We start from the raw sequence: 25,590 nt of genomic DNA on the forward strand, positions 1-25,590 counted from the left end.
GCGCCCCGGTTTCCCATGCCCGGGCTTGGGTCTATGACAGGGATCGGAAGGAGCCCGCCATGCCGGAACCGCGCATCGAGATCACGCCGGAACAGATCGCGCGCGTCGTCGCGCGGTTCTACGAGCGCGTGCGCGCCCATCCCGGTCTCGGCCCGGTCTTCGCGCGCCACGTCACCGACTGGCCCGAGCACGAGGCGCGGATCGTGACCTTCTGGGAAAGCGCGATCCTCGGCCGTCCCGGCTATCGCGGCAGCCCGGTGACGGTGCATCGCGAAGCCCGCGACGTGCGGCCCGGCATGTTCGCGCCGTGGCTGGCGCTGTTCGACATGACGCTGCGCGAGGAGCTTCCACCCGAGACCGCCGCCGCGTGGTCGGCGCTGGCGCATCGCATCGGCCGGACGCTGCGCGCCGGTGTCACGGAGCGCGAGACCCTACCGGGCGGCATTCCGAAGCTGCTCTAGGCGGCACGCCCCAATGATGCGGGGGAACCCGCATCGGCACACGAGGCGCGCTCCCGGCCACACCGAAACCGGGATCGACGTGCTCGGCGCCCTGCCCGCGCGCTCGATCATCGAAACGACGAGATGCAGTCATCAGCCAGGCTGCGCCCGGCCGGTCAGCCCTCGCGCGACCCGAACAGCCCGGTCAACGCCCGTCCCACGAGGCCCGAGACCGAGGGGCGCTTGGCCGCGCGGAACGGCAGCGGCCGGCAGACCTCGATCGCGGCGACGCCCACCCGCGCCGTCAGCGCGCCGTTCACCACCCCTTCGCCGAAGCGGCGCGAGACGCGGCTCAGCACGCCGCCGCCCGCCACCGAGCTGACGAGGTCGTCGCCCACCGCGACCGCGCCGGTCGCCACGAGATGGGTGAAGACCGACCGCGTCAGGCGCCAGGCGCCCAGCGTGCCGGAGCGGCCGCCATAGATCTCGGCCACGCGCCGGATCATCCGCAGATTCGCGGTGAGCGCCGCGGTCACGTCGGCAAGCGCCAAGGGCACCACCGCCGTCACCGTCGCCACCTGCCGCGCCGCCGCCTCGACCTCGCGCAGCGCCATGGCGTCGAGCGGCGCCAGAAGCTCGGTTTCCGACAGCGCCAGCAACCCGTCGGCGTCGAAGACCTCTCCCTCGCGCGCCCGGATCCGCGCCAGCCCCGGCGCCAACTCGTCGCGACCGGCATAGAGCGACAGCATCTGCGCCGAGACCGATCGCGCGAGCGGCAGGTCCTGCGCGCCCAGCGCCGCGCCGGCATCCCTCTGGATGTGATCGAGCCGCGCCAGCCGCCGGAACGCCCAGAACTCCTTTGCCGCGATCGCCAGCAGCAGCGCCAGCACCAGCGCCAGAAGCAGGCTCGCGATCATTCCCAGCACCGGGCTCACGGCCAGAAGCCCCGCCACCCAGTTCCAGGCCGCGACCGAGAGCATGAAGCCCAGAAGCGTGGCCAGCGCCGCGAAGAACCAGCGCGCGAGCGCCGAGCGCGGCCGCGCCGCGATCACCGCCGCGCGTTGCAGCGCCGCGCCCTGCGACAGCCCCGGTTCGGGTACGGGGGGCGCGGTGGCGGGCGTCACCTCGGGCGCCGCCTCCTCTTCGAGATCGATCATCACCGGGCCGCGGCGTTTCTGGTCGCTCATGCCTGCCTCCTCACAGCCGGTCGCCCAAGAGGAACTCCGCCGCGCGGTCGAGCCGGATATGCGGCGGGCCCTCGCCGGGCTTCAGCACCATCCGCGCCGGCCCGAAATTCATCACCGAGTAGTCCCCGTCGAGCCAGCGCTCAGCCCCGGCGCGCGCGGGCGCCAGAAGCTGGGACGGATCGTCCGGCAGCGCGCCCGCATGCAAGGCCGCCTGCCGCCCGGTTTCCAGAAGCTTGCCGCGCACCACGTCGATCATCTCGCCGCCATGGCTGATCCGGTCCTCGACCGTGGTCCTCAGCGCGGCGATCGCCATCGCCTGGGTCCTGGCCCCGGCGAAATCGGCGCGGTCGCGCGCGTCGCGCAACAGCGCCTCGGTGATCGCCGCGAGCTTGGCATGCTCGGTATGGTGCAGGTGATCGGCCTTGGTCGCGGCGAACAGGATGCGGTCGATGCGCCGGCCCTGAAAAATGCGGCTCAGGAACGCGTTCCGGCCCGGGCGGAAGGCGCGCAGGATGTCGGCCATCGCGGCGCGCAGATCCTCGACCGCCTGCGGTCCGGCATGGATCGCGGACAGCACGTCGACCAGCACCACCTGCCTGTCGATCCGGGCGAAGTGATCGCGGAAGAACGGCTTCACCACCTCGCGCTTGTAGGCCTCGTATCGCCGCTCCATCTCGCGCTTCAGGCTGCCCTTGCCGCCCGGCGCGCCGGGTAGCGGCGCGAAGGTCAGCACCGGCGAACCTTCCAGATCGCCGGGCAGCAGGAACCGCCCCGGCGTGCAGTCCGAATAGCCCGCCTCGCGGGCGGCGTTGAGATATTCGGTGAAGGCCCGAGCCAGCGTCTTGGCGCGCGGCTCCTCGAACGGCGCCTCGGCCTCCGTTGCGGCCACCGCCGCGAGCAGCGCCGCCGCCTGCGGCATCGCCGCCGCCCGCCGCTCGGCCCGGCCCAGCGCCTCGCGCGCCCATTGCGCGTAGTCCTTTTCGAGAAGCCCGAGATCGAGCAGCCATTCGCCCGGGTAATCGACGATGTCGAGATGCACGGTCCGTGGTCCCTGCACCCCCGCCAGCAGCCCGCCCTGCTGGGCCCGCAGGCTGAGCCGCAGCTCGCTCACCCGTCGCGTGCCCTCGGGCCAGCTGGGCTCGGGCCCCATGAGCTGCGCCATGTGCCCCTCATAGTCGAACCGCGCCACCGTGTCGTCGGGCTGCGGCCGCAGCACCGCGCCCTGGATGCGCGGTCCGGCGGCGAATTGCGGCATCCGGCCACGATCCATCAGGTTCGCGACCAGCGAGGTGATGAACACCGTCTTGCCGGCCCGCGACAGCCCGGTCACGCCGAGCCGGATCACCGGATCGGTGAATGGCGAGACCAGCCGGTCCGCCACCCCCTCGACGCCGCGCGTGAATCCTTGCGTGATCGCCCCGATGACCAATGTGCCGCTCCCTGCCCGCCATTCGCCGCGAAGATAGGCATGCCCACCCGGAATGCACAGAGGCGCACCCCGCACCACCCACGGATTTGCGTATTTGGAGAAAGATGAAAGGGACCTGCGCGCGCTTGCCAAGCGGTGGCACCGGGGCTACCCGCAGCGCCATGCCACGCTATGCACTCAAGGTCGAATATCACGGCGCGCCCTTTTCCGGCTGGCAGCGCCAGTCGGACCACCCCTCCGTGCAGGGTGCGATCGAGGCCGCGCTCGGAAAGCTGGAGCGGCGCCCGCACACCATCGCCGCCGCCGGGCGCACCGATGCCGGGGTGCATGGGCTGGGCCAGGTCGCGCATTGCGATCTCGAGAAGGACTGGGACCCGTTCCGCCTGTCCGAGGCGCTGAACTATCACCTCAAGCCCGATCCGGTGGCGATCACCGCCTGTGCCGTGGTGCCGGAGGATTTCCATGCGCGGTTCTCGGCCACGTGGCGGCAATACCTGTTTCGTCTCGTGACGCGCCGCGCGCCGCTGACACATGACAAGGGTCTCGCCTGGCAGGTGCCGCACCCGCTGGACGCGGAAGCCATGCAGGCGGGCGCGGACCGGCTCGTCGGGCGGCACGATTTCACCACCTTCCGCTCTTCGATCTGCCAGGCCAACTCGGCGCTACGCACGCTGGACCGCCTCAATATCGAGGCGATCGAGGGCCCCTCGGGCCCCGAGATCCGGTTTCACGTGAAAGCCCGCTCCTTCCTGCACAACCAAGTGCGCAGCTTCGTCGGCACGCTGGAGCGGGTCGGCGCCGGCGCGTGGAGCCCGGATGACGTCACGGCGGCGCTCGAGGCGCGCGACCGCGCCGCCTGCGGCCCGGTCTGTCCACCGCACGGGCTCTACCTCGCCGCCGTGGGATACGAGCCGGATCCCTTCGATCACAATTGATCATGGGCCGGGAACGGGCTGTTGCCTCCCGGTCTCGATAGGATAGCAATAGGGCCAAGGCCCGGCCCAGACCGCGCCACGAATAAAGAGCGGTTCGCCGGGAGGACATCGAAGTTGCGCCATATCGCCGTGTTGACCGGCCTGTCGGTTCTCGCCCTGTCGACATCCGCCGCGCTGGGCCAGGATGTCCGTTTCGAGATCGACGTCGCCGATGACGAGCTCGAAAGCGTGCTGGAGAATTCCTCGCTGCTGGTGGCGCTCAAGGATGACGAGAACCCGACCCCGCAGGATTACGTCGCCGCCGCCCGGGCCGATTACCGGCGGCTGCTGACCGGGCTTTATTCCCAAGGCTATTTCGGCGGCACGATCTCGATACTCGTCAATGGCGAGGAAGCGGCGGCCCTCGCGCCGCTCGACGCGCCGGCGCGGATCGACGACATCGCGATCCGGGTGAGCCAGGGGCCGCGCTTCACCTTCGGTCGTACCGAGATCGCGCCGCTGGCCCCCGACACCGAACTGCCCGAAAGCTTTGCCACCGGCGAGACCGCGCGCGCCGAATCGGTGCGGGCCGCCGCGCGCGCCGGGGTCGAGGCATGGGAGGCGGTGGGCTTCGCCAAGGCCGAGGTCGCGGATCAGGAGATCGTCGCCGACCACGCGACCGAGCGGCTCGACGCCGCCGTGCGCCTGGCCCCGGGACCGCGGCTGCGTTTCGGTGCGCTCACCGTGACCGGCAACGAGGATGTGCGCGAGGAGCGGATCCGCGCCATCGCCGACCTGCCGACGGGCCGCATCTACGATCCCGAGGATCTCGATTTCGCCGCGACCCGGCTGCGCCGCACCGGCGCCTTCGATTCGGTGGCCTTCATCGAGAGCGAGGAGATCGGCCCGGACAATACCCTGCCCTTCGAGCTGACGGTGACCGAGGCGCTGCCGCGACGGATCGGCTTCGGCGCCGAGATCTCCACCGTCGAGGGCCTGGGCCTTTCTGCCTTCTGGCTGCATCGCAACCTTCTGGGCGGGGCCGAGCGGCTGCGCATCGAGGGCGAGATCTCGGGCATCGAGGGCGAGGTGCCCGGCGTCACCGGTTCGGGCGGTGCCGATTACCGGCTTGGCGCCAGTTTCAACCGCCCCGCCACGTTCCGCGCCGATGTCGATCTCTTTGCCGAGGCCGAGCTCAAGCGCGAGGACGAGATCGACTACCTGCTCGACCAGTTCAGCGCCGAGATCGGCCTGTCACGCTACGTCAACGAGACGCTGAGCTATTCCGGCGCCATCGGCATCCTGACCGCGCGCGAGGAAACCGATGCGCGGGTTCGCGACTATACGCTGCTGACCCTGCCGCTCGACGCGACGCTCGATCGGCGCGACGCCGCGCTCGATGCCCAGAACGGCTATTTCGTCGATGTCGAGGTCACCCCATTTCTCGGCGTGACCGGCAGCGATGACGGGCTCCGGCTCTATGTCGACACGCGCGCCTATCGCAGCTTCGGCGAGACCGAGCGGCTGACGCTGGCCGCGCGCGGCCAGCTCGGCTCGGTGCTGCTCTCGAGCCTCGAGGACAGCCCCGCCGATTTCCTGTTCTACTCCGGCGGCGGCGGCACCGTGCGCGGCCATGACTACCAGTCGCTCGGCGTCACCTACACGCGCGATTTCGGCGACGGCCCGGTCGAGGTCAGCTCGGGGGGCAAGAGCTTTGCTGGCGCCCAGCTCGAGGCGCGGTTCGACGTGACCGAGAAGATCGGCGCGGTGGGATTCTACGACATCGGCTATGTCGAGGCCGATGCCCTGCCGGATGGCGAGGGCGACTTCCAGGCCGGTGCCGGGGCGGGAATTCGCTATGCCACGCCGATCGGGCCGGTACGGCTCGACCTCGCGACGCCGGTCACCGGCGACGACGCCTATGAGAGCGTCCATGTCTATATCGGAATAGGACAGTCGTTTTGAAACAGCTCTCCCGCGCCGCCGCCATCACCATCGCCACCGTCGCGCCGACCATGCTCCCCGCGCAGGAGGAGCAGGCCGAGCGCGATCGCGGCTTTCTCACCGGGCTGATCGAGGACAACCTCTCGGGCGCCGGTCGCGAAGTGATCATCACCGGCTTTCAGGGCGCGCTGAGCTCCGCCGCCTCGATCGAGGTGATGACCATCGCCGACGAGGAAGGCGTCTGGCTCAGGGCCGAGAACCTCGTGCTCGACTGGAATCGCTCGGCGCTGCTGCGCGGCAGGCTCGAGGTCGAGGAGCTTTCGGCCGAGCTGATCGAACTGACCCGGCCGCCGGTGGCCGGTGCCGAAGAGGCCCCCGCGGCCGAGGCCACGCCCTTCTCCCTGCCCGAACTGCCGGTCTCGATCCGGCTCGACGAGCTCTCGATCGACCGGCTGGTGCTGGGCGAGGCGTTTCTCGACGAGGAGGTCGCGCTCACCGTGCAGGGCTCGGCGCAGCTTGCGGGCGGCGAAGGCGAGGCGCAACTCACCGCCGAGCGGCTGGGCGAGAAGACCGGCCGCTTCGAACTCTCGGGCAGCTATTCCAACGACAGCCGCCTCCTGGACCTGACGCTGGCGCTGGAAGAGGCCGAGAACGGCATCGCCGCGCGGGCGCTCGACCTGCCCGGCCGCCCCTCTGTGGCGCTCAGGGTCGAGGGCGCGGGGCCGATCGACGATTTCGACGCGGCGATCTCGCTGGCCACCGACGGGCAACCGCGGATCAGCGGCGATTTCGCGCTCGACCGGGGCGAAGCGCCCGAGGGTGGCACCGCGCCGCTGGCTTTCTCGCTCGACGTGGATGGCGACGTGACGCCGCTGATCGCGCCCGACTATGCCGAGTTCTTCGGCCCCGATGTCGGGCTCGCCGTCACCGGATCGCGCGGCGCCGACGGCGCGCTGGCGCTGTCGCGGCTTTCGATCGAGGCGCAGGCGCTCACGCTCGACGGCTCGGCCCGGATCGGCGCCGATGGCTGGCCGGAGAGCTTCGATCTCAACGGCAGCATCGGCGGCGAGGATGGCGGCCCGGTCGTCCTGCCCGTGGCCGGTGGCGAAACCCGGATCGGCGGCGCCGATCTGGCGTTGCAATTCGACGCCAGCATCGGCGATCAATGGGTGATCGACCTGACCGCCCGCGATTTCGCGCGTCCCAGGCTGACGATCCCGCAATTCACCGTGCAGGGCGGCGGCGTGATCGTGCGCGAAAGCGACGTCGCGCCGAGCCTGTTCACCGCCGATATCGATTACACCGCGCGCGGGCTGCAATTCGACGACGAGGACCTCGCGGAGGCGCTGGGTGAGCAGATCGCGGGCGAAATCGTGCTCGAACGCGACGGCGAAGGCCCGGTTACCATCGACCGCGTCACGCTGGACGGGCCGGGCATCGCGCTCGACGCCACCGGCACCGTCGCCGGCTCCGAAAACGGCTTCGAAACCAGCTCGACGGTGGAGCTTGCCGCCGAGCGGCTGGAGCGGTTCTCGGGCCTCACCGGCCTCGATCTCGCAGGAGCCGCCGATCTCGACATTGACAGCACGATCCGCCCGCTCGACGGGATCTTCGACGTGACCCTGTCGGGGACCACGCAGGATCTCGCGCTCGGGATCGAACCGCTCGACCCCTATATCGGCGGCGCAGGCGAGATCGCGCTCCGGGCCGCGCGGGACGAGACCGGCACCCGGGTCGAGAACCTGGCGATCACCACGCCTGGGCTGACCGCCACCGCCGAGGCCGACATCACCTCCGGCGCCTCCGAGGCCCGCTTCGACATCTCGGTCGAGGATGCGGGCCTCGCGCTCGACGGGGTCGAGGGCCCCGCGACCCTCACCGGCACCGCCTCACGCGATGCGGCCGGCGTGACCCGCGCCGACGTGGTGGCCGAACTGCCCAATGGCCGTGCCGTGATCGACGCCACACAGGCCCCCGAGGAGGAAGGCGAGCAGGTCACGCTCGACATGACCGCCGACCTGCGCGACATCGCGCCCTTCTCTTCGATCGCGGGCCGCGATCTCTCTGGTGCGGCGGTCTTCTCGGCCGAGGGCACGCTCGCGCCCGACGCCTCGACCTTCGACCTCGTGATCGACGCCGAGACCACCGATCTCGTCACCGGCGTCGCCCAGGCCGACCCGCTGCTGCGGGGACAGGCGACTCTGTCGGGCCGCGCCCTGCGCTCGGGCCCCGAGAGCTTCCGCGTCGAGAATCTCGACATGACCTCGCAGAGCCTCCGGGCCACGGGGCGCGCCGAGCTGAACGGCGGCACCGCGACCTTCGACATCGACGCGGCCGCATCCGATCTCGGCCCGGTGGGCGAGGCGGTCGCGATGCCGCTCTCGGGCGCGATCGACATCTCGGCGGCGGGCTCGATGCAGACCGATCTCTCCGAGGCCGACATCACGCTCGACGCCAGCGCCACCGATCTCGTCACCGGCATCGCGCAGGCCGACCCGCTGCTGCGGGGCCGGGTCGAGATCGCCGGCCATGCGGTCCGCAGCGGCGAGATGGCCTTCTCGGTCGAGGATCTCGTGCTTTCGGCCCCCTGGGTTCGCGCCAGTGGCGACGCAGCCCTCGACGGGACCACCGCGACATTCGACATCGAGGCCGAGGCCTCTGACCTTTCGCCGCTTGGCGAAGCGCTCGACCGGCCGATCTCCGGCGCCGCGCGGCTCTATGCGGCCGGCACGGCCGAGACCGACGGCTCCGCCGCCGACCTCACGCTCGACGCCGTGACCACCGACCTCGTCACCGGCATCGCCCAAGCCGACCCGCTGCTGCGGGGTCGCGTCGCGCTTTCGGGCCGGGCCACCCGCACCGGGCCGGAAAGCTTCTCGGTCGAGGATCTGAAGCTCGACGGCCCCGCCGTTGCCGCGACGGGCCGCGCCGAGGTGGTCGAGGGACTGGCCGAGTTCGACCTCGACCTCGACGCGCGCGATCTCTCCGCCGTGGGCGAGGCCGTGGACCGCCCGCTCGCGGGCGAGGCGCAGCTCAGCGCGCAGGGCTCCGCCGCGCTCGACGCCTCGACCTTCGACGTGACCCTCGATGGCCGCGCCACCAATCTCTCGACCGGCACGGCAGAGGCGGACGAGCTGTTCGGCGGCGAGCTGACGCTCTCGGGCCACGCGGTGCGTACCGGCCCCGAGGACCTGCTGGTCGAGAACCTGCGCGTCGCCTCCGAGGGCCTCAACGTCACGGGCTCTGCCACGATCGAGAACGGCGCGGGCGATTTCGACCTCGACATCGACATCGACGACCTCGCGCCCGTCGGCACGCTGGCGGGCCGCCCCCTCTCGGGCGCGGTCGATCTGAGGGCCAACGGCACCGCGAGCGCCGACCTGTCACGCTTCGACGTGACGCTCGACGGCACGACCTCGGACGTGACCACCGGCATCGGCCAGCTCGACCCGCTGCTCGCGGGCGAGACGGTGCTCGACGCGCAGGTGATCCGCTCCGGCCCGCAGGACTTCGCCCTGCCCCGCTTCACGCTTGTGAACCCGCAGATCCGCGCCATGGGCGAGGCCACCGTGACCGACGGGCTGCCCACCGGCGATGTCGATATCGAGCTGACCGAGATCGCGCCCTTCACGCCGGGGCTGTCGGGTCCCGCCACCCTCTCGGCCAATGCTTCGGGCGACGCCGCGGGCGGCATCGACTTCGACGTGACCGGCCGCGCCCAAGGCACCGACATCGCCGCCACGGGCCGCGTCGCGCCGGAGGCGCAGGGCCGCCGGATCACCTTCAGCGCCGCGACCGAGATCGCGTCACTCGCGCCCTTCTCGCAGCTCGCGGGACGCCCCCTGGGCGGCAGCGTCGATCTCGACGCCGCGGGCAGCGTGATGCCGGATCTCTCCGCCTTCGACGTCACCATCGACGGTCAGGCCGCCAATCTCGACATCGGCGTCGAGGCGGCCTCTCGCCTGCTAGACGGCACCGGTTCGATCGATGCCCGGCTGAGCCGCGACGCCCCGGGCGAGATCGCGGTGCAGGATCTCGACATCCGCTTCCCGGCCTTTTCGGTGCAGGCCGATGCCACCGGCTCGGGCAGCAATCAAAGCGCCAGCTTCGAGGCGCGGCTGAACGATATCGGCCTGTTCACCCCCGATTTCTCGGGGCCCGTCACGGCCTCGGGCACCGCCGCGCGCAACGCGACAGGCGATCTCGATCTGGACGTCTCTGCCACCGGGCCGGGCGGCACCTCGGCGGATGTCTCGGGGCGCTACCTCTCTAACGGCACGCTCGATCTCGACGTGACCGGCGAGGCGCAGCTCGGCCTCGTCAACGATCTGATCGAGCCGCGCCGTCTCGACGGCACCGCCCGCTTCGATCTCTCGGTCGAGGGGCCCCCGGCCCTTTCATCGGTGACCGGCACCATCTCTACCGCCGGTGCCGAGCTCGCGGTGCCGACCGTCGGCCTCACGGTGCAGGACATCGACACCACCATCCGCCTCTCGGGCGATCGGGCGGAGCTGTCGCTCGCCGCGGCGCTGGAAAAGGGCGGCCGGATCGGCGTCTCCGGTCCCGTGGCGCTGACCGGCGGCTTCGACGCCGATCTGGTCATCACGCTCGACGATCTGGAGCTGCGCGACCCCGAGCTCTACCAGACCACCGCCGACGGACGGTTGAGCGTCACCGGCCCCTTGGCCGGCGGGGCGCTGATCTCCGGGCTGGTCGCCTTGGGCCAGACCGAGATCCAGGTGCCGTCTTCCGGCATCGGCGCTCTGGGCGACCTGCCGGAGGTGCGTCACGTCAACGCGCCGCAGGAGGTGCAGCGCACGCTGGCGCGGGCCGGGCTGAGCATCGCCGGGGTCGATATCGGCGAAAGCGCGGCCGAGGCCGATGGACCCTCCGGCCCGGGTTACGGGCTCGACGTGACCATCAGCGCGCCGTCGCGCATCTTCATCCGCGGCCGTGGCCTCGACGCCGAGCTGGGTGGCGAGCTGGAGATCAGCGGCACCACCAACCAGGTGATCCCCGTGGGCGAGTTCGAACTGATCCGCGGCCGGCTCGACATCCTGCAGCAGCGCTTCGAGCTCGACGAGGGCGGTGCCTATCTGCAAGGCGATTTCAGCCCCTTCATCCGGCTGGTGGCCACCACCGAGGCCGCGACCGGCACGCAGGTGCGGATCATCATCGAAGGTCCGGCGAGCGAGCCCGGGGTGCGGTTCGAATCGACGCCCGACCTGCCGCAGGACGAGGTGCTGGCCCAGCTCATCTTCGGGCGCGACATCACCTCGCTTTCGCCGCTGCAGGCGGTGCAGCTCGCGGCGGCGGTGGGCACGCTGGCGGGCACCGGCGGCGGCGGACTGATCGATGATTTCCGGGCCGATACCGGCCTCGACGATCTCGACATCACAACCGACGACGAGGGCAACGCCGCCGTACGCGCCGGCAAGTACCTTTCCGAGAACGTCTATACCGACGTCACCGTCGGCACCGACCAGACCTCGATCAACCTCAACCTCGACGTGACCGACGACATCACGGCGCAGGGCCGCGTCAGCAGCGATGGAGAGACCTCGCTCGGGATCTTCTTCGAACGCGACTACTGAGGCGGATTCCCGCCGCGCGTGCGCGGCGGGGCTCACGCCCGGAGCGGCGCCTGCCTATATGATCGGCAGATACCGAGAAGGATTCGCCCGTGCCCTTCGACCCGCTTCGTGCCGCCATCCGCTTCGGCACCGGCCTGTCGCCGGTGCAGCCGCCCCCCGAGAGCGTCGCGGCAATGCTGCGACCGCTGAGCGGGCGTGACGAGATCGCCCGACAGTTTCCGATCCCCCCCTTCGGCGAGGCGCGACCGACCCTGGTCGAATGGTACGAGGCCGGCCGTGCCAAGCGCGCGGCCCGTGGCAGCGCGCAGGAGAAGGCCGCGCGCGATGCGCAGAACAAGCTGAGCGCCGCGGCGAGCGCGCTTGGCTGGCGCAATTTCGCGACCAGTCTTGCCCGTGGCGTCGCGGCGCCGGAAGGCGGGCTGCATGAGCGTCTGGTGCGGTTCTGGGCCGATCACTTCACCACGCGGGCACCAGTGCAGGCCTGGCGTCACCTGATCACCCCCTATGTCGAGGAGGCGATCCGGCCGCGCGTCGCCGCCCCCTTCGAGGAGCTGCTGATCGCCGTCGTCACTCACCCGGCGATGCTCGCCTATCTGGATCAGGCGCGATCGACCGGGCCGAACAGCCGCGCCGGGCGCCGCGGCGGTGGGCTGAACGAGAATCTCGCGCGCGAGCTTCTGGAACTGCACACGTTGGGTGTGGACGGTCCCTATGACCAGACCGACGTGCGCGAGCTGGCCGAGCTGCTCACCGGGCTGAGCTGGAGCCCCGCGCGCGGCCTGGAATACCGTCCGGACCGGGCCGAGCCGGGCGCCGAGACCGTGCTTGGCATGACCTTTTCCGACCGCGCCAGCTTCGACACGATCCGCGAGGCGCTCAGGATGCTGGCGCGTCACCCCGCCACCGCCCGTCACATGGCGCGCAAGATCGCGGTGCATTTCGTGGCTGATGATCCCGACGAGGCGCTTGTGGCCACGCTCGAAACGGTCTGGCGCGACAGTCGTGGCGACCTTCTCGCGGTCACCGCGACGCTTCTGGAACACCCCGCCGCCTGGTCGCCGGAGCCGCGCAAGATCAAGCAGCCTTACGGTTTCGTGCAGAGCGCGCTGCGGGCGCTCGGCGTGGCCCCGCAGGCGATCGCGGGGCTTGGCACGCCCGATCTCAGGCGGCAGCTGTACCAGCCCTTGATGCGGATGGGGCAGCCTTGGGAACGGCCGCCCGGCCCCGATGGCTGGCCCGAGGCCGCCGAGGCCTGGATCACCCCGCATGGCATGGCCGCGCGGATCGACTGGGCGATGAACACGCCATCGGTGCTGCTCGACGACCTGCCCGACCCGCGCGCCTTCGTGCGGGTCGCCGTGGGTACCGACGCGCCGGAGGCGCTGGTCTTCGCGGCCCGGGCCGCCGAAAGCCGCGCCGAGGCGATCGGGGTGGTGCTGTCCAGCCCCGCCTTCCAGAGGAGATGACGGCATGACCGGGATCGACAGACGCTCCGTGCTGCGCGGCGGCCTCGCGCTGGGATGCTCCGCCGCGGCGAGCCCGCTGCTGACGCCGATGGCCTTCGCCAGCGCGCCGTGGGAGAACCGGCTCGTCGTGATCGTGCTGCGCGGGGCGATGGACGGGCTCGACGTGGTGCGCCCCGTGGGCGATCCCGCCCTCGCGGCGCTGCGCCCGACGCTGGCGGTCCAAGCCGATCCCGGCGCCATCGATGCGGGGTTCTACGCACTGCATCCGGCGCTCGACCGGCTGGCCCCGATGTGGAAACGCGGCGAGTTCGGCGCCGTCCATGCCGTCTCGACACCCTATCGCGACAAGCGCAGCCATTTCGACGGGCAGGACCTGCTCGAAGCCGGGACGCCGGGACAGGCGGGGGCCGATGGCTGGCTCAACCGGATGCTGCAGACCATTCCGGGCCTTTCCGCCGAAACCGCCTATGCGATCGGCCGCGAGGAGATGCTGATCCTGTCGGGCCGCGCCGCGACGACCCGCTGGTCGCCCGAGGCGCGGCTGGAGCTGACCCCGCAGGGGCGCCGGCTGCTGGAGCTTGTGACGCACGAGGATCCGCTGTTCCGCGACGCCGTGGCCGAGGCGATGGACATCGTCGACAGCCTCGCCGCCGAAGAGACCGGTCAGGCCGCTGAGATGGGTGACAACGGCGACGAGGCGCTGCGCGGCGACCATGTGCGGCTGGCCGAGTTCGCGGCCTCGCGGCTTCGGGGAGACAGCCGGATCGCCAGCTTCTCGCTCACCGGGTGGGACACCCATGAACGGCAGTCGGTCGGGCTAAGCCGGGCGCTGGGGCGGCTCGCCGATACGCTGTTGACGCTGGAGGCGGGGCTGGGCCCTGCATGGGAAAAGACCGCGGTGCTCTGCGTGACCGAGTTCGGCCGCACCGCGCGCGAGAACGGCACGAAGGGCACCGATCACGGCACCGGCGGCGCGATGCTCTATGCCGGCGGCGCGCTGCGCGGCGGGCGGGTGCTGGGCGACTGGCCCGGCCTGTCCGAGGCCGCGCTCTACGACCGGCGCGACCTGATGCCGACGCGCGACTTGCGCGCCCATGCGGGCTGGGTGATGCGCGGCCTGTTCGGCCTCGACCGGTCGGTGATCGAGGGATCGGTGTTCCCGGGGCTCGAACTCGGCGCCGATCCCGGACTGTTCGCCTGAGTGGCGGCACGGCTCAAAGCGCCGCCGGCGCCGCGAGCCGATCTTCGACCAGCGCCGCCAGCCGGTCGAAGGCCGGGCCCGCCACGCCCCCCTGCCGCGCGACGGACAGCGCCTCGGCCGCCGCGCAGAGCTTCGTATCGCCGGCGGCCTTCGCCACTCCGGCGAGGAACTGCGCCAGATAGGCCATGACCCGCTCGTCCGCGCGGCCGTGCCGCATCAGCTGGGCCGCCAGCGCCAGATCGTCGCGGAACGCCACCGGATCGGGACGGATCTCCTCCCCGACCGGAAGGCACCCAAGTCCCCCGGGGCGGCGATCGGGCGGCACATGCGCGAGCAGCGCCTGCTGGAACTCGCCCAGTCGGCCGATCGGTTTGGGGAGAAAGCCGTCCGCCCCGGCCGCGCGCGCCGGCGCTTCGCCATCCGGATCGCCGGAGGTGGCCAGCAGCATGTCGATCCGCGGGGTGGCCTGCGCCAGTTCGAGGATCAACTCGATCCCCGAGCCGTCCGGCAGGCCGAGATCGACGATCACCGCGTCGGGGCGGTAGCCCCGCAGGTGGCGGCGGGCGTTGTGCAGGCTGTCGGCGCGGCGGATCCGGGCGCCGGAGCGCAGGCACAAGAGGCGCATCGCCTCGCAGGCGAAGCGGCTGTCCTCGACCAGCAGCACGGTCAGCCCGAGCAGCGGCCTGTCCGCGGTGGGCGCGCGCGCGCCGGGAAAGGTGATGTTGACCGGCATGCTGGGCTCCCTTTGGGGTCGGGCCCGAAGGACCCTTGCTTCGGGCAGTCTCGCCGGACAGGGTGAATCCCGTCTTAAGCCGCGACGATCCGCGCGGTTGCGCCACCGGGTCCGAGCCGCCATATCGCCCCCATGCCAGCAGGAGCTTTCCGATGATCGGTCGCCTCAACCATGTCGCCATCGCCGTGCCCGACCTCGCCGCCGCGCGCGACCGCTATGCCCGGTCGCTCGGTGCGCAGGTCAGCGCCCCGCAGGCGCTGCCGGAGCATGGCGTCCGCGTGGTCTTCGTGGAACTGCCCAACAGCAAGATCGAGCTGATGGAGCCGCTGGGCGAGGCCTCGCCCATCACGGGGTTTCTCGAAAAGAGCCCCTCGGGCGGCATGCACCATGTCTGCTACGAGGTGGAGGACATTCACGCGGCGCGCGACCGGCTCGTGGCCGAAGGCGCGCGAGTGCTGGGCGACGGCAATCCCAAGACCGGTGCCCATGGCAAGCCGGTGCTGTTCCTGCACCCCAAGGATTTCGACGGCTGCCTGATCGAGATCGAACAGGTCTGACCGAGAGGCGGGGCCGACGGCCCGCACGACCCGAGATGAAAAACAACAGGGGGGTTGCCCCCGTGGAGATGCCATGACCATCACCGCCGCCTTCGTGCTCTTCGCCGTGACATGGTTCATGGTGTTCTTCATCGTGCTGCCGCTGCGGCTCGTCACCCAAGGCGATGCGGGCGAGACGGTGCCCGGCACCCATGCCTCGGCCCCGGCCGATTTCCGGCTGGGCCGCAAGGCGAAGATCACCACGCTCTGGGCGGTGCCGATCTGGGCCGCGCTCTCGGCCTTCATCCTGTGGGGCGGCGTCACGGTGCGCGACATCGACGTGTTCGGCCGCATGGCCCCGGCCAACGGCCCGCTGGTCAGCGAGTAGCGGGCCGCCGCCGCGCCAGCCGGTGATAGAGATGCGTGAAGGTGGCCGCGCCCAGCACCGGCACCAGCAGGTTCACCACCGGCACCGTCAGCGGCACCGCCATCAGGCAGCCCGCGCCCCAGATCCGCAGCGGATGGCGCCGGCGCATGGCATGCGCCCCCGCCCGGCCCTCGCGCCGCATCGCCGCGACCTGGAAATACTCGCGCCCCAGCAGCCAGCCATTGACCCCGTAGAACAGGAAGGGCGCGGCGGGCGGAAAGGCGAGGCTCACCGCGAACGCCGCGACGTTCACGAGCACCAGCACCGCGAGGAAGGCAAAGGTGTCGCGGATCTGGTCCGCCAGCGGGATCGTGCGGGCGGGCGGCAGGCCGGGATAGTGCCGGGCCTCGACCGCACCGGCCACTTCTTCGAGGAAGAAGCCGCTCATCATCGAGGCCACGGGTAGCATCAGGAACACCGAAAGGCCGAGCATCAGCAACAGCGAGCCCCAGCCCAGCGCGTCGTCGATCCACGCCACCTCGCCGATCAGAGGCAGCGTCACGCTGTCGGGCGCGAACAGCCCGACCAGCGCCAGAAGCCCGGCATAGAGCGCGACTAGAAGCCCCGCCGACAGGCCGATGCCGAGCCAGAGCACCCGGCGGAAGCGCGGGTCGAACATCTGCGCCAAGGCGCGCATGAAATCCGTCAGGATCATGCCGAGCGCCACTCCGTCAGCGCCATCACGTCGGGGCGCGGCCGCTCCGGCACCGCCACGGTCTCGGTGCCGATATGGATCAGGCCCGCGACGCTCTCGCCCTCGGCCAGCCCCAGCCCCTCGCGGCAGAATTCCGGGTCGTGGCTGGGCCAGCCCGTGAGCCAGTTCGCGCCCCAGCCCGCCGCCAGCGCCGCGTTCAGGAGCGACAGGCAGACGCAGGCGGCCGATTGGACCTGTTCGATCCGGGGCACCTTGTCGCTTTCCTTCGGGGCGGAGATCACCGCGACCGCGAGATCGGCGTCGCGAAACTGCGCCACCGCCTTGTCGCGCTTGCCCTCATCGATGCCCAGCGCCTCGGCGCGGGCGGGCACGCGTGCCGCCAGCCCTGCCAGCGCCGGCTTTTCCAGCACGACGAGCCGCCATGGTTCGAGCTTGCCGTGATCCGGAACCCGCAGCGCGGCGGTGAGCAACGGCAGCAGCTCCTCGCGCGAGGGCACGGGCGCGGTCAGCGTCTTGGCGGGGCGGGAGCGGCGCTTCAGCAGGAAATCGAGCGCCTGCGGGTTGGGATCGGGCATGTCGTCTCCGGAAGGCTTGGTCGCGCCCTTCCTGCCGCAGATCGCCGCCGGGGAAAAGGTGCCGCCCGGGATGCCAAGCGATGCCTTGGCCCGCTCAGGCGGGACCGCGTGCCCCGGTCAGATCGCCAGCGGCAGGATCATCGCCGCCGTGGCGATCGAAAGACCGAGCGGATAGCGGCCCGTGGCGCGCAGGCTGACCCATGCGGATTCCGGCCCGCCCGCGACGCGGCGCGCCCCGGTCAGCAGCAGCACTCCGGCCAGCATCGTGGCCGAGAGAAGCACCGCGAAGCTGGGCAACGCCTCGGGCGGGATCAGGGGGACCAGCACCGCCAGCATCTTCACGTCGCCGCCGCCCATGGTGCCGATGGCAAAGAGCCCGAGCCCCGCGACGAAGACCGCGCCCCCGGCGATCAGCCGCATCCCGAGATCCGGCATCAGCCCGAGGATCGCGCAGCCGATCCCGAGCAGCGCCACCGCGCCCACCAGCATGTTGGGGATCCGCATGTGTCGCAGGTCGGTCCAGATCATCGCGGCCATCAGCGGCGCGGCAAGTATCAGCGGCAGGTCCTGCATCGGCTCGTCTCCGGCTCGGTCCGCGCCCGATGCGCGGCTCCGAAAGCCACCCTGCCCGGCCGGAGTGGGGATTCATGGGCCAAAGCGGGGCGCGTTCGTGGCAACGCGCCCCGCCGGTCTCGCCTCAGCCTTCGATCTCGGCGGAGCGGGCCCAGAGGTTGATCTGCTCCTCGTCGGCATATTCGTCGATCTTCGCCAGTTCGTCGGCGGTGAAGTCGAGATTGCCGACCGCGCCGGCGCAGTCGATCACCTGGCTCGGCTTCGAGGCGCCGATCAACGCCGTGGTGATACCGCCCTCGCGCAGCACCCATGCGATCGCCATCTGTGCCAGCGTCTGTCCACGCGCCTCGGCGATCTCGTTGAGCTTGCGGATGTTGCCGATCGCCTTCTCGCTGAGCATCGACGGGAACAGCGACTTGTCCTGCGCGGCGCGGCTGTCCTCGGGGATGCCGCCGAGATACTTCTTGGTCAGCATGCCCTGCGCCAGCGGCGTGAAGGCGATCGAGCCGATGCCGAGTTCCTTCAACGTGTCCTTGAGCCCGTCATGCTCGACCCAGCGATTGAGCATGTTGTAGCTCGGCTGGTGGATCACGCAGGGCGTGCCGAGATCCTTCAGGATCGCCGCCGCTTCGCGGGTGCGCTCGGAGTTGTAACTCGAGATCCCGACATAGAGCGCGCGGCCCGACCGCACGATGTGATCGAGCGCGCCCATGGTCTCTTCGAGCGGCGTCTCGGGATCGAAGCGGTGCGAATAGAAGATGTCGACGTAATCGAGTCCCATCCGCTTGAGCGACTGGTCGCAGGACGCGATCAGGTACTTGCGGCTGCCCCACTCGCCATAGGGGCCGTCCCACATGTGATAACCGGCTTTCGACGAAATGATCATCTCGTCGCGATAACCGGCGAAATCGGTCTTCAGGATCTCTCCGAAGGCGCTCTCGGCGGCGCCCGGTTCGGGGCCGTAATTGTTGGCAAGGTCGAAATGCGTGATGCCGTGGTCGAAGGCCGTGCGGCAGATCTCACGCTTGGTCTGGTGCGGAGTGTCGTCGCCGAAATTGTGCCACAGCCCGAGGCTGACGGCGGGCAGCTTCAGGCCGGACCGGCCACAGCGGCGATAGACCATCCGCTCGTAGCGGTCGGGGCTCGGGGTATAGCTCATCTCGTGGATCTCCTCTTGGCCGGGGCCCTGTCCGGGTCCGGGCGTCGCGGCGGACCCTAGGCCGGGGGTCCGAGCGCTGTCAAACCGGGCTCAGGCCGGGCGCGCCGCGCGCTTCTCCTCCTTGTCCTGCCGGTCGGCCTCGCGGTCCTCGGCCTTGACCGCCGGGTCGCCCGACAGGAAGGAGCCGAAGGCCTTGAGCGAGGGAACGTGGTCGCAGACCGCCTTGACCACCACGAGGAACGGCACCGCCAGAACCGCCCCGGGCACGCCCCACAGCCAGATCCAGAAGGCCACGGTGACGAAGACCGAAACGATGTTGAGCTCCAACCTGCGGCCCACCAGCATCGGCGTGACGAAGTTGCCCTCGATGGTGGTCAGCGCGAAGTAGGACAGCGGCGCCAGCAGCGCGTAGGGGACGCTGTCGAACGACACCAGCGCGAAGGCCCCCACCGCGGCGGTACCAATGATCGCGCCGATGAAGGGCATGAAGTTCAGAAGGAAGGCCAGCGTGCCCCATACATGCGGCATCGGCAGGCCGATGATCCAGAGCGCGATGCCGATCGCGAGGCCCAGCCCCGCGTTGATCATGGTGATGGCGCCGAGATAGCGCGAGATCTGCTTTTCCACGTCGCGCACGATGGTCAGCGCGCGCTTCTTGTCGTGCAGCTTGGGCGAGGCTTCGACGATGCGGCGATGGTAGAAGTCGCCCGAGGCCAGAAGGAACAGCGTCAGGATCATCGCCGCCACCAGCGAGGAGGTGATCGAGGCGACGGAGCCCACGGCGGCCGGGATCGGCCCGGACTGGTCGACCACCACCTCGACCTTCTCGCCCTCGCCCGTGGCGCCGGCGGCGTCGGTCATCTCGGTGACCTGCTCGCCGACCTCCTGGATCGAGGCGAGCCGGTCCATCAGCCCGGCGAGCTTGCGCTGCACCTCCGAACCGATCTGCGGCGCCCGCGCCGCCATGTCGCCGATCGGGCCGGAGAGGAAATAGCCCGCGACCGCGAACCCGAGCCCGATCGCCAGCATCACCAGAACCGCGCTGAAGCCCGGCGCGATGCCGATCCGCTGCATGCCCCGCACCACCGGCCGGAGCGTCAGCGTCAGCAGGATCGCCAACACGATCGGCAGCAGCACGTCGCGGGCGAAATAGGTCGCGGTGAACAGGGCCAGAAGGAAGGAGCCGAGCATCAGCCGCCGGATGATCCGCAGTTCCCTGAGCCGTCGCTCGGCGAGGTCGATATGCGGATCGACGGGGTCCGCCTCCGCGGTGTCCCCGGCCTTCGACCTTTGCTCCGCCATCTTTCCCACCTCCGGCCGCACGATGCCGCCCAACGTGACCGAAGGGCGCCGGTTCCGCGCGGGCCCGATTGCTACGCCGGGCGCGCGGGCGTATGAGGGGGGCCGATCGCAGACAGGAGTTCCCCGATGGCCAGCTACCAGTACGTCTATCACATGGACGGCGTCTCCAAGACCTATCCCGGCGGCAAGAAGACCTTCGAGAACATCCGGCTGAACTTCCTGCCCGGCGTGAAGATCGGCGTGGTCGGCGTCAACGGCGCGGGTAAGTCCACCCTGCTCAAGATCATGGCCGGGATCGACAAGGATTTTCAGGGCGAAGCCTGGGCCGCCGAGGGTGCCAAGGTCGGCTACCTGCCGCAGGAGCCGCAGCTCGACGAGACCAAGAACGTTCGCGAGAACGTGATGGAAGGCGTCGCCGCCAAGAAGGCCGTGCTCGACCGTTACAACGAACTCGCCATGAACTACTCGGACGAGACCGCCGAGGAGATGGCCAAGCTGCAGGATGACATCGATGCGCAGAACCTGTGGGATCTCGACGCGCAGATCGACGTCGCCATGGAGGCGCTGCGCTGCCCGCCGGACGATGCCGACGTTTCGACCCTCTCGGGCGGCGAGAAGCGCCGCGTGGCGCTGTGCAAGCTGCTGCTCGAAGCGCCCGACATGCTGCTCCTCGACGAACCGACCAACCACCTCGACGCCGAGACCATCGCCTGGCTGCAGAACCACCTGATCGAGTACAAGGGCACGATCCTCGTCGTCACCCACGACCGCTACTTCCTCGACGACATCACCGGCTGGATCCTCGAGCTCGATCGCGGCCGGGGCATCCCCTACGAGGGCAACTACTCCTCCTGGCTGGAGCAGAAGGCCAAGCGGCTCGAGCAGGAGGCGCGCGAGGACAAGTCCAAGCAGAACACGCTGCAGCGCGAGCTGGAGTGGATGCGGCAGGGCCAGAAGGCGCGCCAGGCCAAGTCCAAGGCCCGGATCGCGGCCTATGAGGAACTGGCAAGCCAGTCCGAGCGCGAGCGTGTCGGCAAGGCGCAGATCGTCATTCCCAACGGCCCGCGTCTCGGCGGCAAGGTGATCGAGGTCGAGGGGCTGAAGAAGGCGATGGGCGACAAGCTCCTGATCGAGGATCTCGACTTCTCGCTGCCGCCGGGCGGCATCGTCGGCGTGATCGGCCCGAACGGCGCCGGCAAATCGACCCTGTTCAAGATGCTCACCGGCCAGGAACAGCCCGACGAGGGCAAGATCGAGTTCGGCGACACGGTGAAGCTGTCCTACGTGGATCAGAGCCGCGACGATCTGAGGCCCGACGAGACGGTCTGGGAGGCGATCTCCGGCGGCGCCGAGGTGATCGAGCTGGGCGATGCCTCGATGAACTCCCGCGCCTATTGCGGTGCCTTCAACTTCAAGGGCGGCGACCAGCAGAAGAAGGTGAGCCTGCTCTCGGGTGGCGAGCGCAACCGAGTCCACATGGCACGGCTGCTGAAGGATGGCGGCAACGTGCTGCTGCTCGACGAGCCGACCAACGACCTCGACGTGGAGACGCTGCGCGCGCTCGAAGACGCGCTGGTGGATTTCGCGGGCTGCGCCGTGGTCATCTCGCATGACCGCTTCTTCCTCGACCGGATCTGCACCCATATCCTCGCCTTCGAAGGCGAGGCGCATGTCGAGTGGTTCCAGGGCAACTTCGAGGATTACGAGGAGGACAAGAAGCGCCGCCTCGGGGCCGACGCGCTCGAGCCGAAGCGGGTGAAGTTCAAGAAGTTCACCCGCTGAGGCGATGCGGCGGGCCACGACCGCCGCGATCTTCGGAATTTCGAAAGGGCGGGGCCTGACCCCCAGCCCCTTACGATAATTGTTGAAGCCCGCTCTTCTCGAAGGGCGGGCTTCTAAGGCTAACCTGTAAGGTGATCGCTGATCACCTTCCCCAGCCGAGCGCGCTCCGCCTCCGGTGCGGTGGCTGTATCCCAGCGCAACATTACGTCGTCGCCCGTCCATCGGGGTTTTACATGGAGGTGGAGGTGCGACACGTCTTGCCCCGCCGCCGCCCCGTCGGAGAGCACGAGGTTCACGCCCTCGCAAGCCGTGGCCACACGCAACACGCGCGCGACGCGCGTCGCCGTCTTCATGAGGGCAGCGGCGATCTCGTCATCAAGATGGGAAAGGTTGAAGATGGGAAAGGTTGGGCACGTGCCTTCGTGGAAGGACCAGAGGATGCCCTTCCAGTGAAAGCAGAGAGATGACAACTGCATCTCGTATCAGGAAATGACCTGGCATGCGTCCAGCGATGATCTCACAGAACACGCAGGTCATCGCTGATCACCTTCGAAGATATTTTCGGGACGTTCCACGACTACCCTACCCGCTCGTCGTGCCGCTGCGCTCTGACTGCATGAGGTGTATTGGTCCGCACGCGGGCGGCGCAAGTGCCAGATCAACATTTACAGTCAGGGGCTGGGGTCTGACCCCGTCCTTTTTCGTTCGTGCTGGAAATGATTCTCCAGCAATACGCCGTTTGGATTAGGTGCCTTCCCTGGATCGGGCGTGCGCATCGCCGGTCCGCGCTCCGCTCCGACCGATAGGCGGGTTTTGGCCATCCCATAAAGAAAACCGGATCAATCGGTTGGATCGCAAACGCCTTGGGCAGTCGGCGCAGGGAATGGAGCCAACGTGACGGTTTGAAGACAGTTTCTTCCCCGAGTGTTATCTTGATCTCAATTCACCGATTGGTGAAGATTTCCACATGCCTTCTCGGGGCATTTCCGACAGCAGCAGGGCTTCGCCCCGAACCAGACACACTCTCGCCGGATTCGCCTGAAAAGGTCGGGTCATATCGCAGGAGACGTTTTAATGGGCACGATCTTTATTCTCGCCGGAAGCCTCTTGGGTTTCGTCATCGCGATCCTCTCGGTGGGCTTTGGTCAGGTTTCCCTTCTTGCCGGGCTGGCGATCTGGATCATGTCCGGCCCGTTCTCGGCGCTTCTCTATCTCGGGCTGGTCCTGCCTGCCGGTCGCGCCCTGCACCGCAGCGCCCCCGGACGCCACCTCGCCTGAGCCTTCCGCGGCCGAAGCCGTTCCGCTTCGGCGCCTTGGAGCGGGGACAGGCCCTGCAGGGGCTACGGCGGCTGTTCCCGTCCTAACCGATCTCCCAGAGATCCTCGTCGGGGCATGACCCGAAGGCGATCCACGCGACCCGGACGCGCGCGATCCGGCTGTCCGCCCAGGTGCCCACCCGCAGCACGAAACCCGTCCGGCCGATATCTTCTGCCGTGACATCGATGCGGGCCCCGGCCGCGTTCGAGATATCCAGCATCGAGAACCCCACCTGCACCACCGGCGGCGTGGCGAAGGGCGTCCCGAAGGCGACGGCGCGGCGAATCTCGCGCGGTCCCTCTCCCGTCCACATCGGCCCGTCATTCTCGAAATCCGAAAAGGGGATCAGCTCCCCTTGGTCGATCGCGATCTTTCCCTTGATGAAATGCGTCATGGCAGGCCCCGGCAGAATGTGAAAAGGCCCCGCCGAAGCGGGGCCCTATGGCGGAACGGTGGTTCCGATCAGAAGTTCGGCTGCTTCGGGTCGAGCCCGATATGCGTGCCGACGGCGACCATGTCGGCGAGAAGCTTCGCCGTGTCGTCCACCGGGCCGGGCTCGTTCTCGAACCTCGCCCGCGCGTCGCGATGCGCCGCGGCGAACTCCTCGACCATGCCTTCATAGACCTCCTGCGTGACCTCGCCGCGCGGCAGAGCGCGTTCGGCCAGCACGGAGACGCCATCGAAGCCGATCTCGGCGAAGCCGCCCGAGACCACGTAGTCGTCGGTCCCGCCCTGATGCACGACCTGCAGCAGGCCGGGACGCAGGGTGGTGATGGTGGGCGTGTGGCCCGCCATCGCCGTCAGGTCACCATCGGTGCCCGGAATGCGCACCTCGGTCGCCTGAACGGAAGCGAGCTTCCGTTCGGGGCTGACCAGGTCGAATTGCAGCGTGTCGGCCATGAAGCCCTCCTATCAGGCCGCCGCGGCGGCCATTTTCTCGGCCTTGGCCTTCACCTCGTCGATGCCGCCGACCATGTAGAAGGCCGATTCCGGCAGGTGGTCGTACTCGCCCGCGACGACCGCCTTGAACGAGGCGATGGTCTCCTCGAGCGGCACCTGAACGCCGTCGGAGCCGGTGAACACCTTCGCCACGTCGAAGGGCTGCGACAGGAAGCGCTGGATCTTGCGGGCGCGGGCCACGGTCAGCTTGTCCTCTTCCGACAGCTCGTCCATGCCAAGGATGGCGATGATGTCCTGGAGCGACTTGTAGCGCTGCAGGATGCCCTGCACGTCGCGCGCCACCTGATAATGCTCCTCGCCGACGACGGCGGGGTCCATCAGGCGCGAGGTCGAGTCGAGCGGGTCCACGGCCGGGTAGATGCCGAGCTCCGAGATCGCGCGGTTGAGAACCGTGGTCGCGTCGAGGTGCGCGAACGAGGTCGCCGGCGCCGGGTCGGTCAGGTCGTCGGCGGGCACGTAGATCGCCTGCACGGAGGTGATCGAGCCGTTCTTGGTCGAGGTGATCCGCTCCTGCAGCGCGCCCATGTCGGTCGCCAGCGTCGGCTGGTAGCCCACGGCCGAGGGGATGCGGCCCAGAAGCGCCGACACCTCGGAGCCCGCTTGGGTGAAGCGGAAGATGTTGTCGACGAAGAACAGCACGTCGGTGCCGGACTGGTCGCGGAACTGCTCGGCCAGCGTCAGGCCGGTCAGCGCGACGCGGGCACGGGCACCCGGCGGCTCGTTCATCTGGCCGTAGACCAGCGCCACCTGCGATTCACCCAGCGCGTCCGGCTTGATGACGTTGGATTCGATCATCTCGTGGTAGAGGTCGTTGCCCTCGCGGGTCCGCTCGCCCACGCCGGCGAACACGGAGTAGCCCGAGTGCACCTTCGCGATGTTGTTGATCAGCTCCATGATGAGCACGGTCTTGCCCACCCCGGCGCCGCCGAACAGGCCGATCTTGCCGCCCTTGGCGTAGGGCGCGAGCAGGTCGATCACCTTGATGCCGGTGACGAGGATCTCCGAGGAGGTCGACTGCTCGGCGAAGCTCGGCGCGTCGGCGTGGATCGGACGGGTCTCGGTCGCCTCGACCGGGCCCTTCTCGTCGATCGGCTCGCCGATGACGTTGAGGATGCGCCCCAGCGTCGCGTTGCCCACGGGCACCGAGATCGGCTTGCCGGTGTCGGTGACGGCCGCGCCGCGGACGAGGCCCTCGGTCGCATCCATCGCGATGGTGCGGACCGTGTTCTCGCCGAGGTGCTGGGCCACTTCGAGAACCAGCTTCTTGCCGTTGTTTTCGGTGGTCAGGGCGTTGAGGATCTCCGGCAGGTGATCCCCGAACTGCACGTCCACGACGGCGCCGATGACCTGGGTCACTTTGCCTTGTGCTGCTGCCATGTGTTGTACTCCGGTTCTC

General features: G+C 69.5%; 22 protein-coding genes. 10 read left to right on the forward strand and 12 right to left on the reverse strand.

Annotated features, from left to right (window positions below; genetic code table 11):
* Positions 1-59 precede the first annotated feature (59 nt).
* Positions 60-461, forward strand: coding sequence for a group III truncated hemoglobin (locus tag ACRAQ3_RS13185; protein ID WP_269395760.1), 402 nt, complete (start codon positions 60-62; stop codon positions 459-461).
* 155 nt (positions 462-616) lie between these two features.
* On the opposite strand, the gene ACRAQ3_RS13190 is transcribed toward ACRAQ3_RS13185, so the two are convergent.
* The gene (locus ACRAQ3_RS13190; protein ID WP_432254934.1) at positions 617-1,627 is read right to left on the reverse strand and encodes a YcjF family protein; all 1,011 of its coding nucleotides are present in this window, start codon (positions 1,625-1,627) and stop codon (positions 617-619) included.
* 10 nt (positions 1,628-1,637) lie between these two features.
* Positions 1,638-3,056 (reverse strand): YcjX family protein, encoded by a 1,419-nt coding sequence (locus ACRAQ3_RS13195; protein ID WP_432254935.1) that lies wholly within the window; start codon positions 3,054-3,056, stop codon positions 1,638-1,640.
* A 161-nt stretch (positions 3,057-3,217) separates the two neighbouring features.
* Between ACRAQ3_RS13195 and truA the strand changes: the two genes are divergently transcribed.
* From truA to ACRAQ3_RS13220, 5 genes are all read left to right on the forward strand, one after another.
* Positions 3,218-3,991, forward strand: coding sequence for a tRNA pseudouridine(38-40) synthase TruA (truA, locus tag ACRAQ3_RS13200; protein WP_432254936.1), 774 nt, complete (start codon positions 3,218-3,220; stop codon positions 3,989-3,991).
* 114 nt (positions 3,992-4,105) lie between these two features.
* Positions 4,106-5,935, forward strand: a complete 1,830-nt coding sequence (locus ACRAQ3_RS13205) for an autotransporter assembly complex protein TamA (protein WP_432254937.1) — start codon at positions 4,106-4,108, stop codon at positions 5,933-5,935.
* The gene (locus tag ACRAQ3_RS13210; protein WP_432254938.1) at positions 5,932-11,508 is read left to right on the forward strand and encodes a translocation/assembly module TamB domain-containing protein; all 5,577 of its coding nucleotides are present in this window, start codon (positions 5,932-5,934) and stop codon (positions 11,506-11,508) included. The genes ACRAQ3_RS13205 and ACRAQ3_RS13210 overlap by 4 nt, the downstream gene beginning before the upstream one ends.
* Before the next feature lie 89 nt (positions 11,509-11,597).
* The gene (locus ACRAQ3_RS13215) at positions 11,598-12,974 is read left to right on the forward strand and encodes a DUF1800 domain-containing protein (RefSeq protein ID WP_432254939.1); all 1,377 of its coding nucleotides are present in this window, start codon (positions 11,598-11,600) and stop codon (positions 12,972-12,974) included.
* A gap of 4 nt (positions 12,975-12,978) precedes the next feature.
* On the forward strand, positions 12,979-14,175 hold the full coding sequence (locus ACRAQ3_RS13220; protein ID WP_432254940.1) for a DUF1501 domain-containing protein: 1,197 nt from the start codon (positions 12,979-12,981) through the stop codon (positions 14,173-14,175).
* 13 nt (positions 14,176-14,188) lie between these two features.
* Here ACRAQ3_RS13220 and ACRAQ3_RS13225 read toward each other — a convergent pair whose 3' ends face one another.
* Positions 14,189-14,908 carry a response regulator gene (locus ACRAQ3_RS13225; protein ID WP_432254941.1) on the reverse strand — a complete coding sequence of 240 codons (720 nt, stop codon included), beginning with the start codon at positions 14,906-14,908 and terminating at the stop codon, positions 14,189-14,191.
* Positions 14,909-15,060: 152 nt separating this feature from the next.
* Between ACRAQ3_RS13225 and mce the strand changes: the two genes are divergently transcribed.
* Positions 15,061-15,465 carry a methylmalonyl-CoA epimerase gene (gene mce, locus ACRAQ3_RS13230; protein ID WP_432254942.1) on the forward strand — a complete coding sequence of 135 codons (405 nt, stop codon included), beginning with the start codon at positions 15,061-15,063 and terminating at the stop codon, positions 15,463-15,465.
* Positions 15,466-15,538: 73 nt separating this feature from the next.
* Positions 15,539-15,832, forward strand: coding sequence for a DUF1467 family protein (locus ACRAQ3_RS13235; protein WP_370160086.1), 294 nt, complete (start codon positions 15,539-15,541; stop codon positions 15,830-15,832).
* On the opposite strand, the gene ACRAQ3_RS13240 is transcribed toward ACRAQ3_RS13235, so the two are convergent.
* The 5 genes from ACRAQ3_RS13240 to ACRAQ3_RS13260 form a co-directional block, all read right to left on the reverse strand.
* Positions 15,822-16,526, reverse strand: coding sequence for an EI24 domain-containing protein (locus tag ACRAQ3_RS13240; protein WP_269395749.1), 705 nt, complete (start codon positions 16,524-16,526; stop codon positions 15,822-15,824). The two genes, ACRAQ3_RS13235 and ACRAQ3_RS13240, sit on opposite strands and share 11 nt — an antisense overlap.
* The gene (locus ACRAQ3_RS13245; protein ID WP_432254943.1) at positions 16,523-17,101 is read right to left on the reverse strand and encodes a nitroreductase family protein; all 579 of its coding nucleotides are present in this window, start codon (positions 17,099-17,101) and stop codon (positions 16,523-16,525) included. The genes ACRAQ3_RS13240 and ACRAQ3_RS13245 overlap by 4 nt, the downstream gene beginning before the upstream one ends.
* A 117-nt stretch (positions 17,102-17,218) precedes the next feature.
* Positions 17,219-17,674 carry an A24 family peptidase gene (locus ACRAQ3_RS13250; RefSeq protein WP_432254944.1) on the reverse strand — a complete coding sequence of 152 codons (456 nt, stop codon included), beginning with the start codon at positions 17,672-17,674 and terminating at the stop codon, positions 17,219-17,221.
* A 124-nt stretch (positions 17,675-17,798) separates the two neighbouring features.
* Positions 17,799-18,833 carry an L-glyceraldehyde 3-phosphate reductase gene (mgrA, locus tag ACRAQ3_RS13255; protein ID WP_432254945.1) on the reverse strand — a complete coding sequence of 345 codons (1,035 nt, stop codon included), beginning with the start codon at positions 18,831-18,833 and terminating at the stop codon, positions 17,799-17,801.
* Between the two features lie 90 nt (positions 18,834-18,923).
* Positions 18,924-20,135, reverse strand: coding sequence for an AI-2E family transporter (locus ACRAQ3_RS13260; protein ID WP_269395745.1), 1,212 nt, complete (start codon positions 20,133-20,135; stop codon positions 18,924-18,926).
* A gap of 126 nt (positions 20,136-20,261) precedes the next feature.
* On the opposite strand from ACRAQ3_RS13260, the gene ettA reads away from it, so the two are divergent.
* Positions 20,262-21,917: an energy-dependent translational throttle protein EttA gene (ettA, locus tag ACRAQ3_RS13265; protein WP_269395744.1), complete on the forward strand. Its 1,656-nt coding sequence runs from the start codon at positions 20,262-20,264 to the stop codon at positions 21,915-21,917.
* A gap of 119 nt (positions 21,918-22,036) precedes the next feature.
* On the opposite strand, the gene ACRAQ3_RS13270 is transcribed toward ettA, so the two are convergent.
* Entirely contained in the window at positions 22,037-22,393 is a 357-nt protein-coding gene (locus tag ACRAQ3_RS13270) for an HIT family protein (protein ID WP_432254946.1), read from the reverse strand.
* A gap of 598 nt (positions 22,394-22,991) precedes the next feature.
* Between ACRAQ3_RS13270 and ACRAQ3_RS13275 the strand changes: the two genes are divergently transcribed.
* Positions 22,992-23,195: a hypothetical protein gene (locus ACRAQ3_RS13275; RefSeq protein WP_269395743.1), complete on the forward strand. Its 204-nt coding sequence runs from the start codon at positions 22,992-22,994 to the stop codon at positions 23,193-23,195.
* A gap of 82 nt (positions 23,196-23,277) precedes the next feature.
* Here ACRAQ3_RS13275 and ACRAQ3_RS13280 read toward each other — a convergent pair whose 3' ends face one another.
* From ACRAQ3_RS13280 to atpD, 3 genes are all read right to left on the reverse strand, one after another.
* Complete coding sequence (locus ACRAQ3_RS13280) at positions 23,278-23,628, reverse strand: H-type lectin domain-containing protein (protein ID WP_432254947.1); 351 nt, start codon at positions 23,626-23,628, stop codon at positions 23,278-23,280.
* A gap of 68 nt (positions 23,629-23,696) precedes the next feature.
* The gene (locus ACRAQ3_RS13285) at positions 23,697-24,134 is read right to left on the reverse strand and encodes a F0F1 ATP synthase subunit epsilon (RefSeq protein ID WP_085896140.1); all 438 of its coding nucleotides are present in this window, start codon (positions 24,132-24,134) and stop codon (positions 23,697-23,699) included.
* A 12-nt stretch (positions 24,135-24,146) separates the two neighbouring features.
* Positions 24,147-25,571 carry a F0F1 ATP synthase subunit beta gene (gene atpD, locus ACRAQ3_RS13290; RefSeq protein WP_269395741.1) on the reverse strand — a complete coding sequence of 475 codons (1,425 nt, stop codon included), beginning with the start codon at positions 25,569-25,571 and terminating at the stop codon, positions 24,147-24,149.
* Positions 25,572-25,590 lie beyond the last annotated feature (19 nt).

It is taken from the genome of Limimaricola sp. AA108-03 (assembly GCF_050847355.1).
Classification (GTDB): domain Bacteria; phylum Pseudomonadota; class Alphaproteobacteria; order Rhodobacterales; family Rhodobacteraceae; genus Limimaricola.

Bases quoted from the DNA above. Each gene is read 5' to 3' on its own strand.
- mce (WP_432254942.1), top strand. From the start codon at position 15,061: ATGATCGGTCGCCTCAACCATGTCGCCATCGCCGTGCCCGACCTCGCC.
- ettA (WP_269395744.1), top strand. From the start codon at position 20,262: ATGGCCAGCTACCAGTACGTCTATCACATGGACGGCGTCTCCAAGACC.
- atpD (WP_269395741.1), bottom strand. From the start codon at position 25,571: ATGGCAGCAGCACAAGGCAAAGTGACCCAGGTCATCGGCGCCGTCGTG.
- ACRAQ3_RS13245 (WP_432254943.1), bottom strand. From the start codon at position 17,101: ATGCCCGATCCCAACCCGCAGGCGCTCGATTTCCTGCTGAAGCGCCGC.
- ACRAQ3_RS13190 (WP_432254934.1), bottom strand. From the start codon at position 1,627: ATGAGCGACCAGAAACGCCGCGGCCCGGTGATGATCGATCTCGAAGAG.
- ACRAQ3_RS13275 (WP_269395743.1), top strand. From the start codon at position 22,992: ATGGGCACGATCTTTATTCTCGCCGGAAGCCTCTTGGGTTTCGTCATC.
- ACRAQ3_RS13285 (WP_085896140.1), bottom strand. From the start codon at position 24,134: ATGGCCGACACGCTGCAATTCGACCTGGTCAGCCCCGAACGGAAGCTC.
- ACRAQ3_RS13240 (WP_269395749.1), bottom strand. From the start codon at position 16,526: ATGATCCTGACGGATTTCATGCGCGCCTTGGCGCAGATGTTCGACCCG.
- ACRAQ3_RS13235 (WP_370160086.1), top strand. From the start codon at position 15,539: ATGACCATCACCGCCGCCTTCGTGCTCTTCGCCGTGACATGGTTCATG.
- ACRAQ3_RS13260 (WP_269395745.1), bottom strand. From the start codon at position 20,135: ATGGCGGAGCAAAGGTCGAAGGCCGGGGACACCGCGGAGGCGGACCCC.
- ACRAQ3_RS13220 (WP_432254940.1), top strand. From the start codon at position 12,979: ATGACCGGGATCGACAGACGCTCCGTGCTGCGCGGCGGCCTCGCGCTG.
- ACRAQ3_RS13185 (WP_269395760.1), top strand. From the start codon at position 60: ATGCCGGAACCGCGCATCGAGATCACGCCGGAACAGATCGCGCGCGTC.
- mgrA (WP_432254945.1), bottom strand. From the start codon at position 18,833: ATGAGCTATACCCCGAGCCCCGACCGCTACGAGCGGATGGTCTATCGC.
- ACRAQ3_RS13225 (WP_432254941.1), bottom strand. From the start codon at position 14,908: ATGCCGGTCAACATCACCTTTCCCGGCGCGCGCGCGCCCACCGCGGAC.
- ACRAQ3_RS13270 (WP_432254946.1), bottom strand. From the start codon at position 22,393: ATGCAGTTGTCATCTCTCTGCTTTCACTGGAAGGGCATCCTCTGGTCC.
- truA (WP_432254936.1), top strand. From the start codon at position 3,218: ATGCCACGCTATGCACTCAAGGTCGAATATCACGGCGCGCCCTTTTCC.
- ACRAQ3_RS13280 (WP_432254947.1), bottom strand. From the start codon at position 23,628: ATGACGCATTTCATCAAGGGAAAGATCGCGATCGACCAAGGGGAGCTG.
- ACRAQ3_RS13250 (WP_432254944.1), bottom strand. From the start codon at position 17,674: ATGCAGGACCTGCCGCTGATACTTGCCGCGCCGCTGATGGCCGCGATG.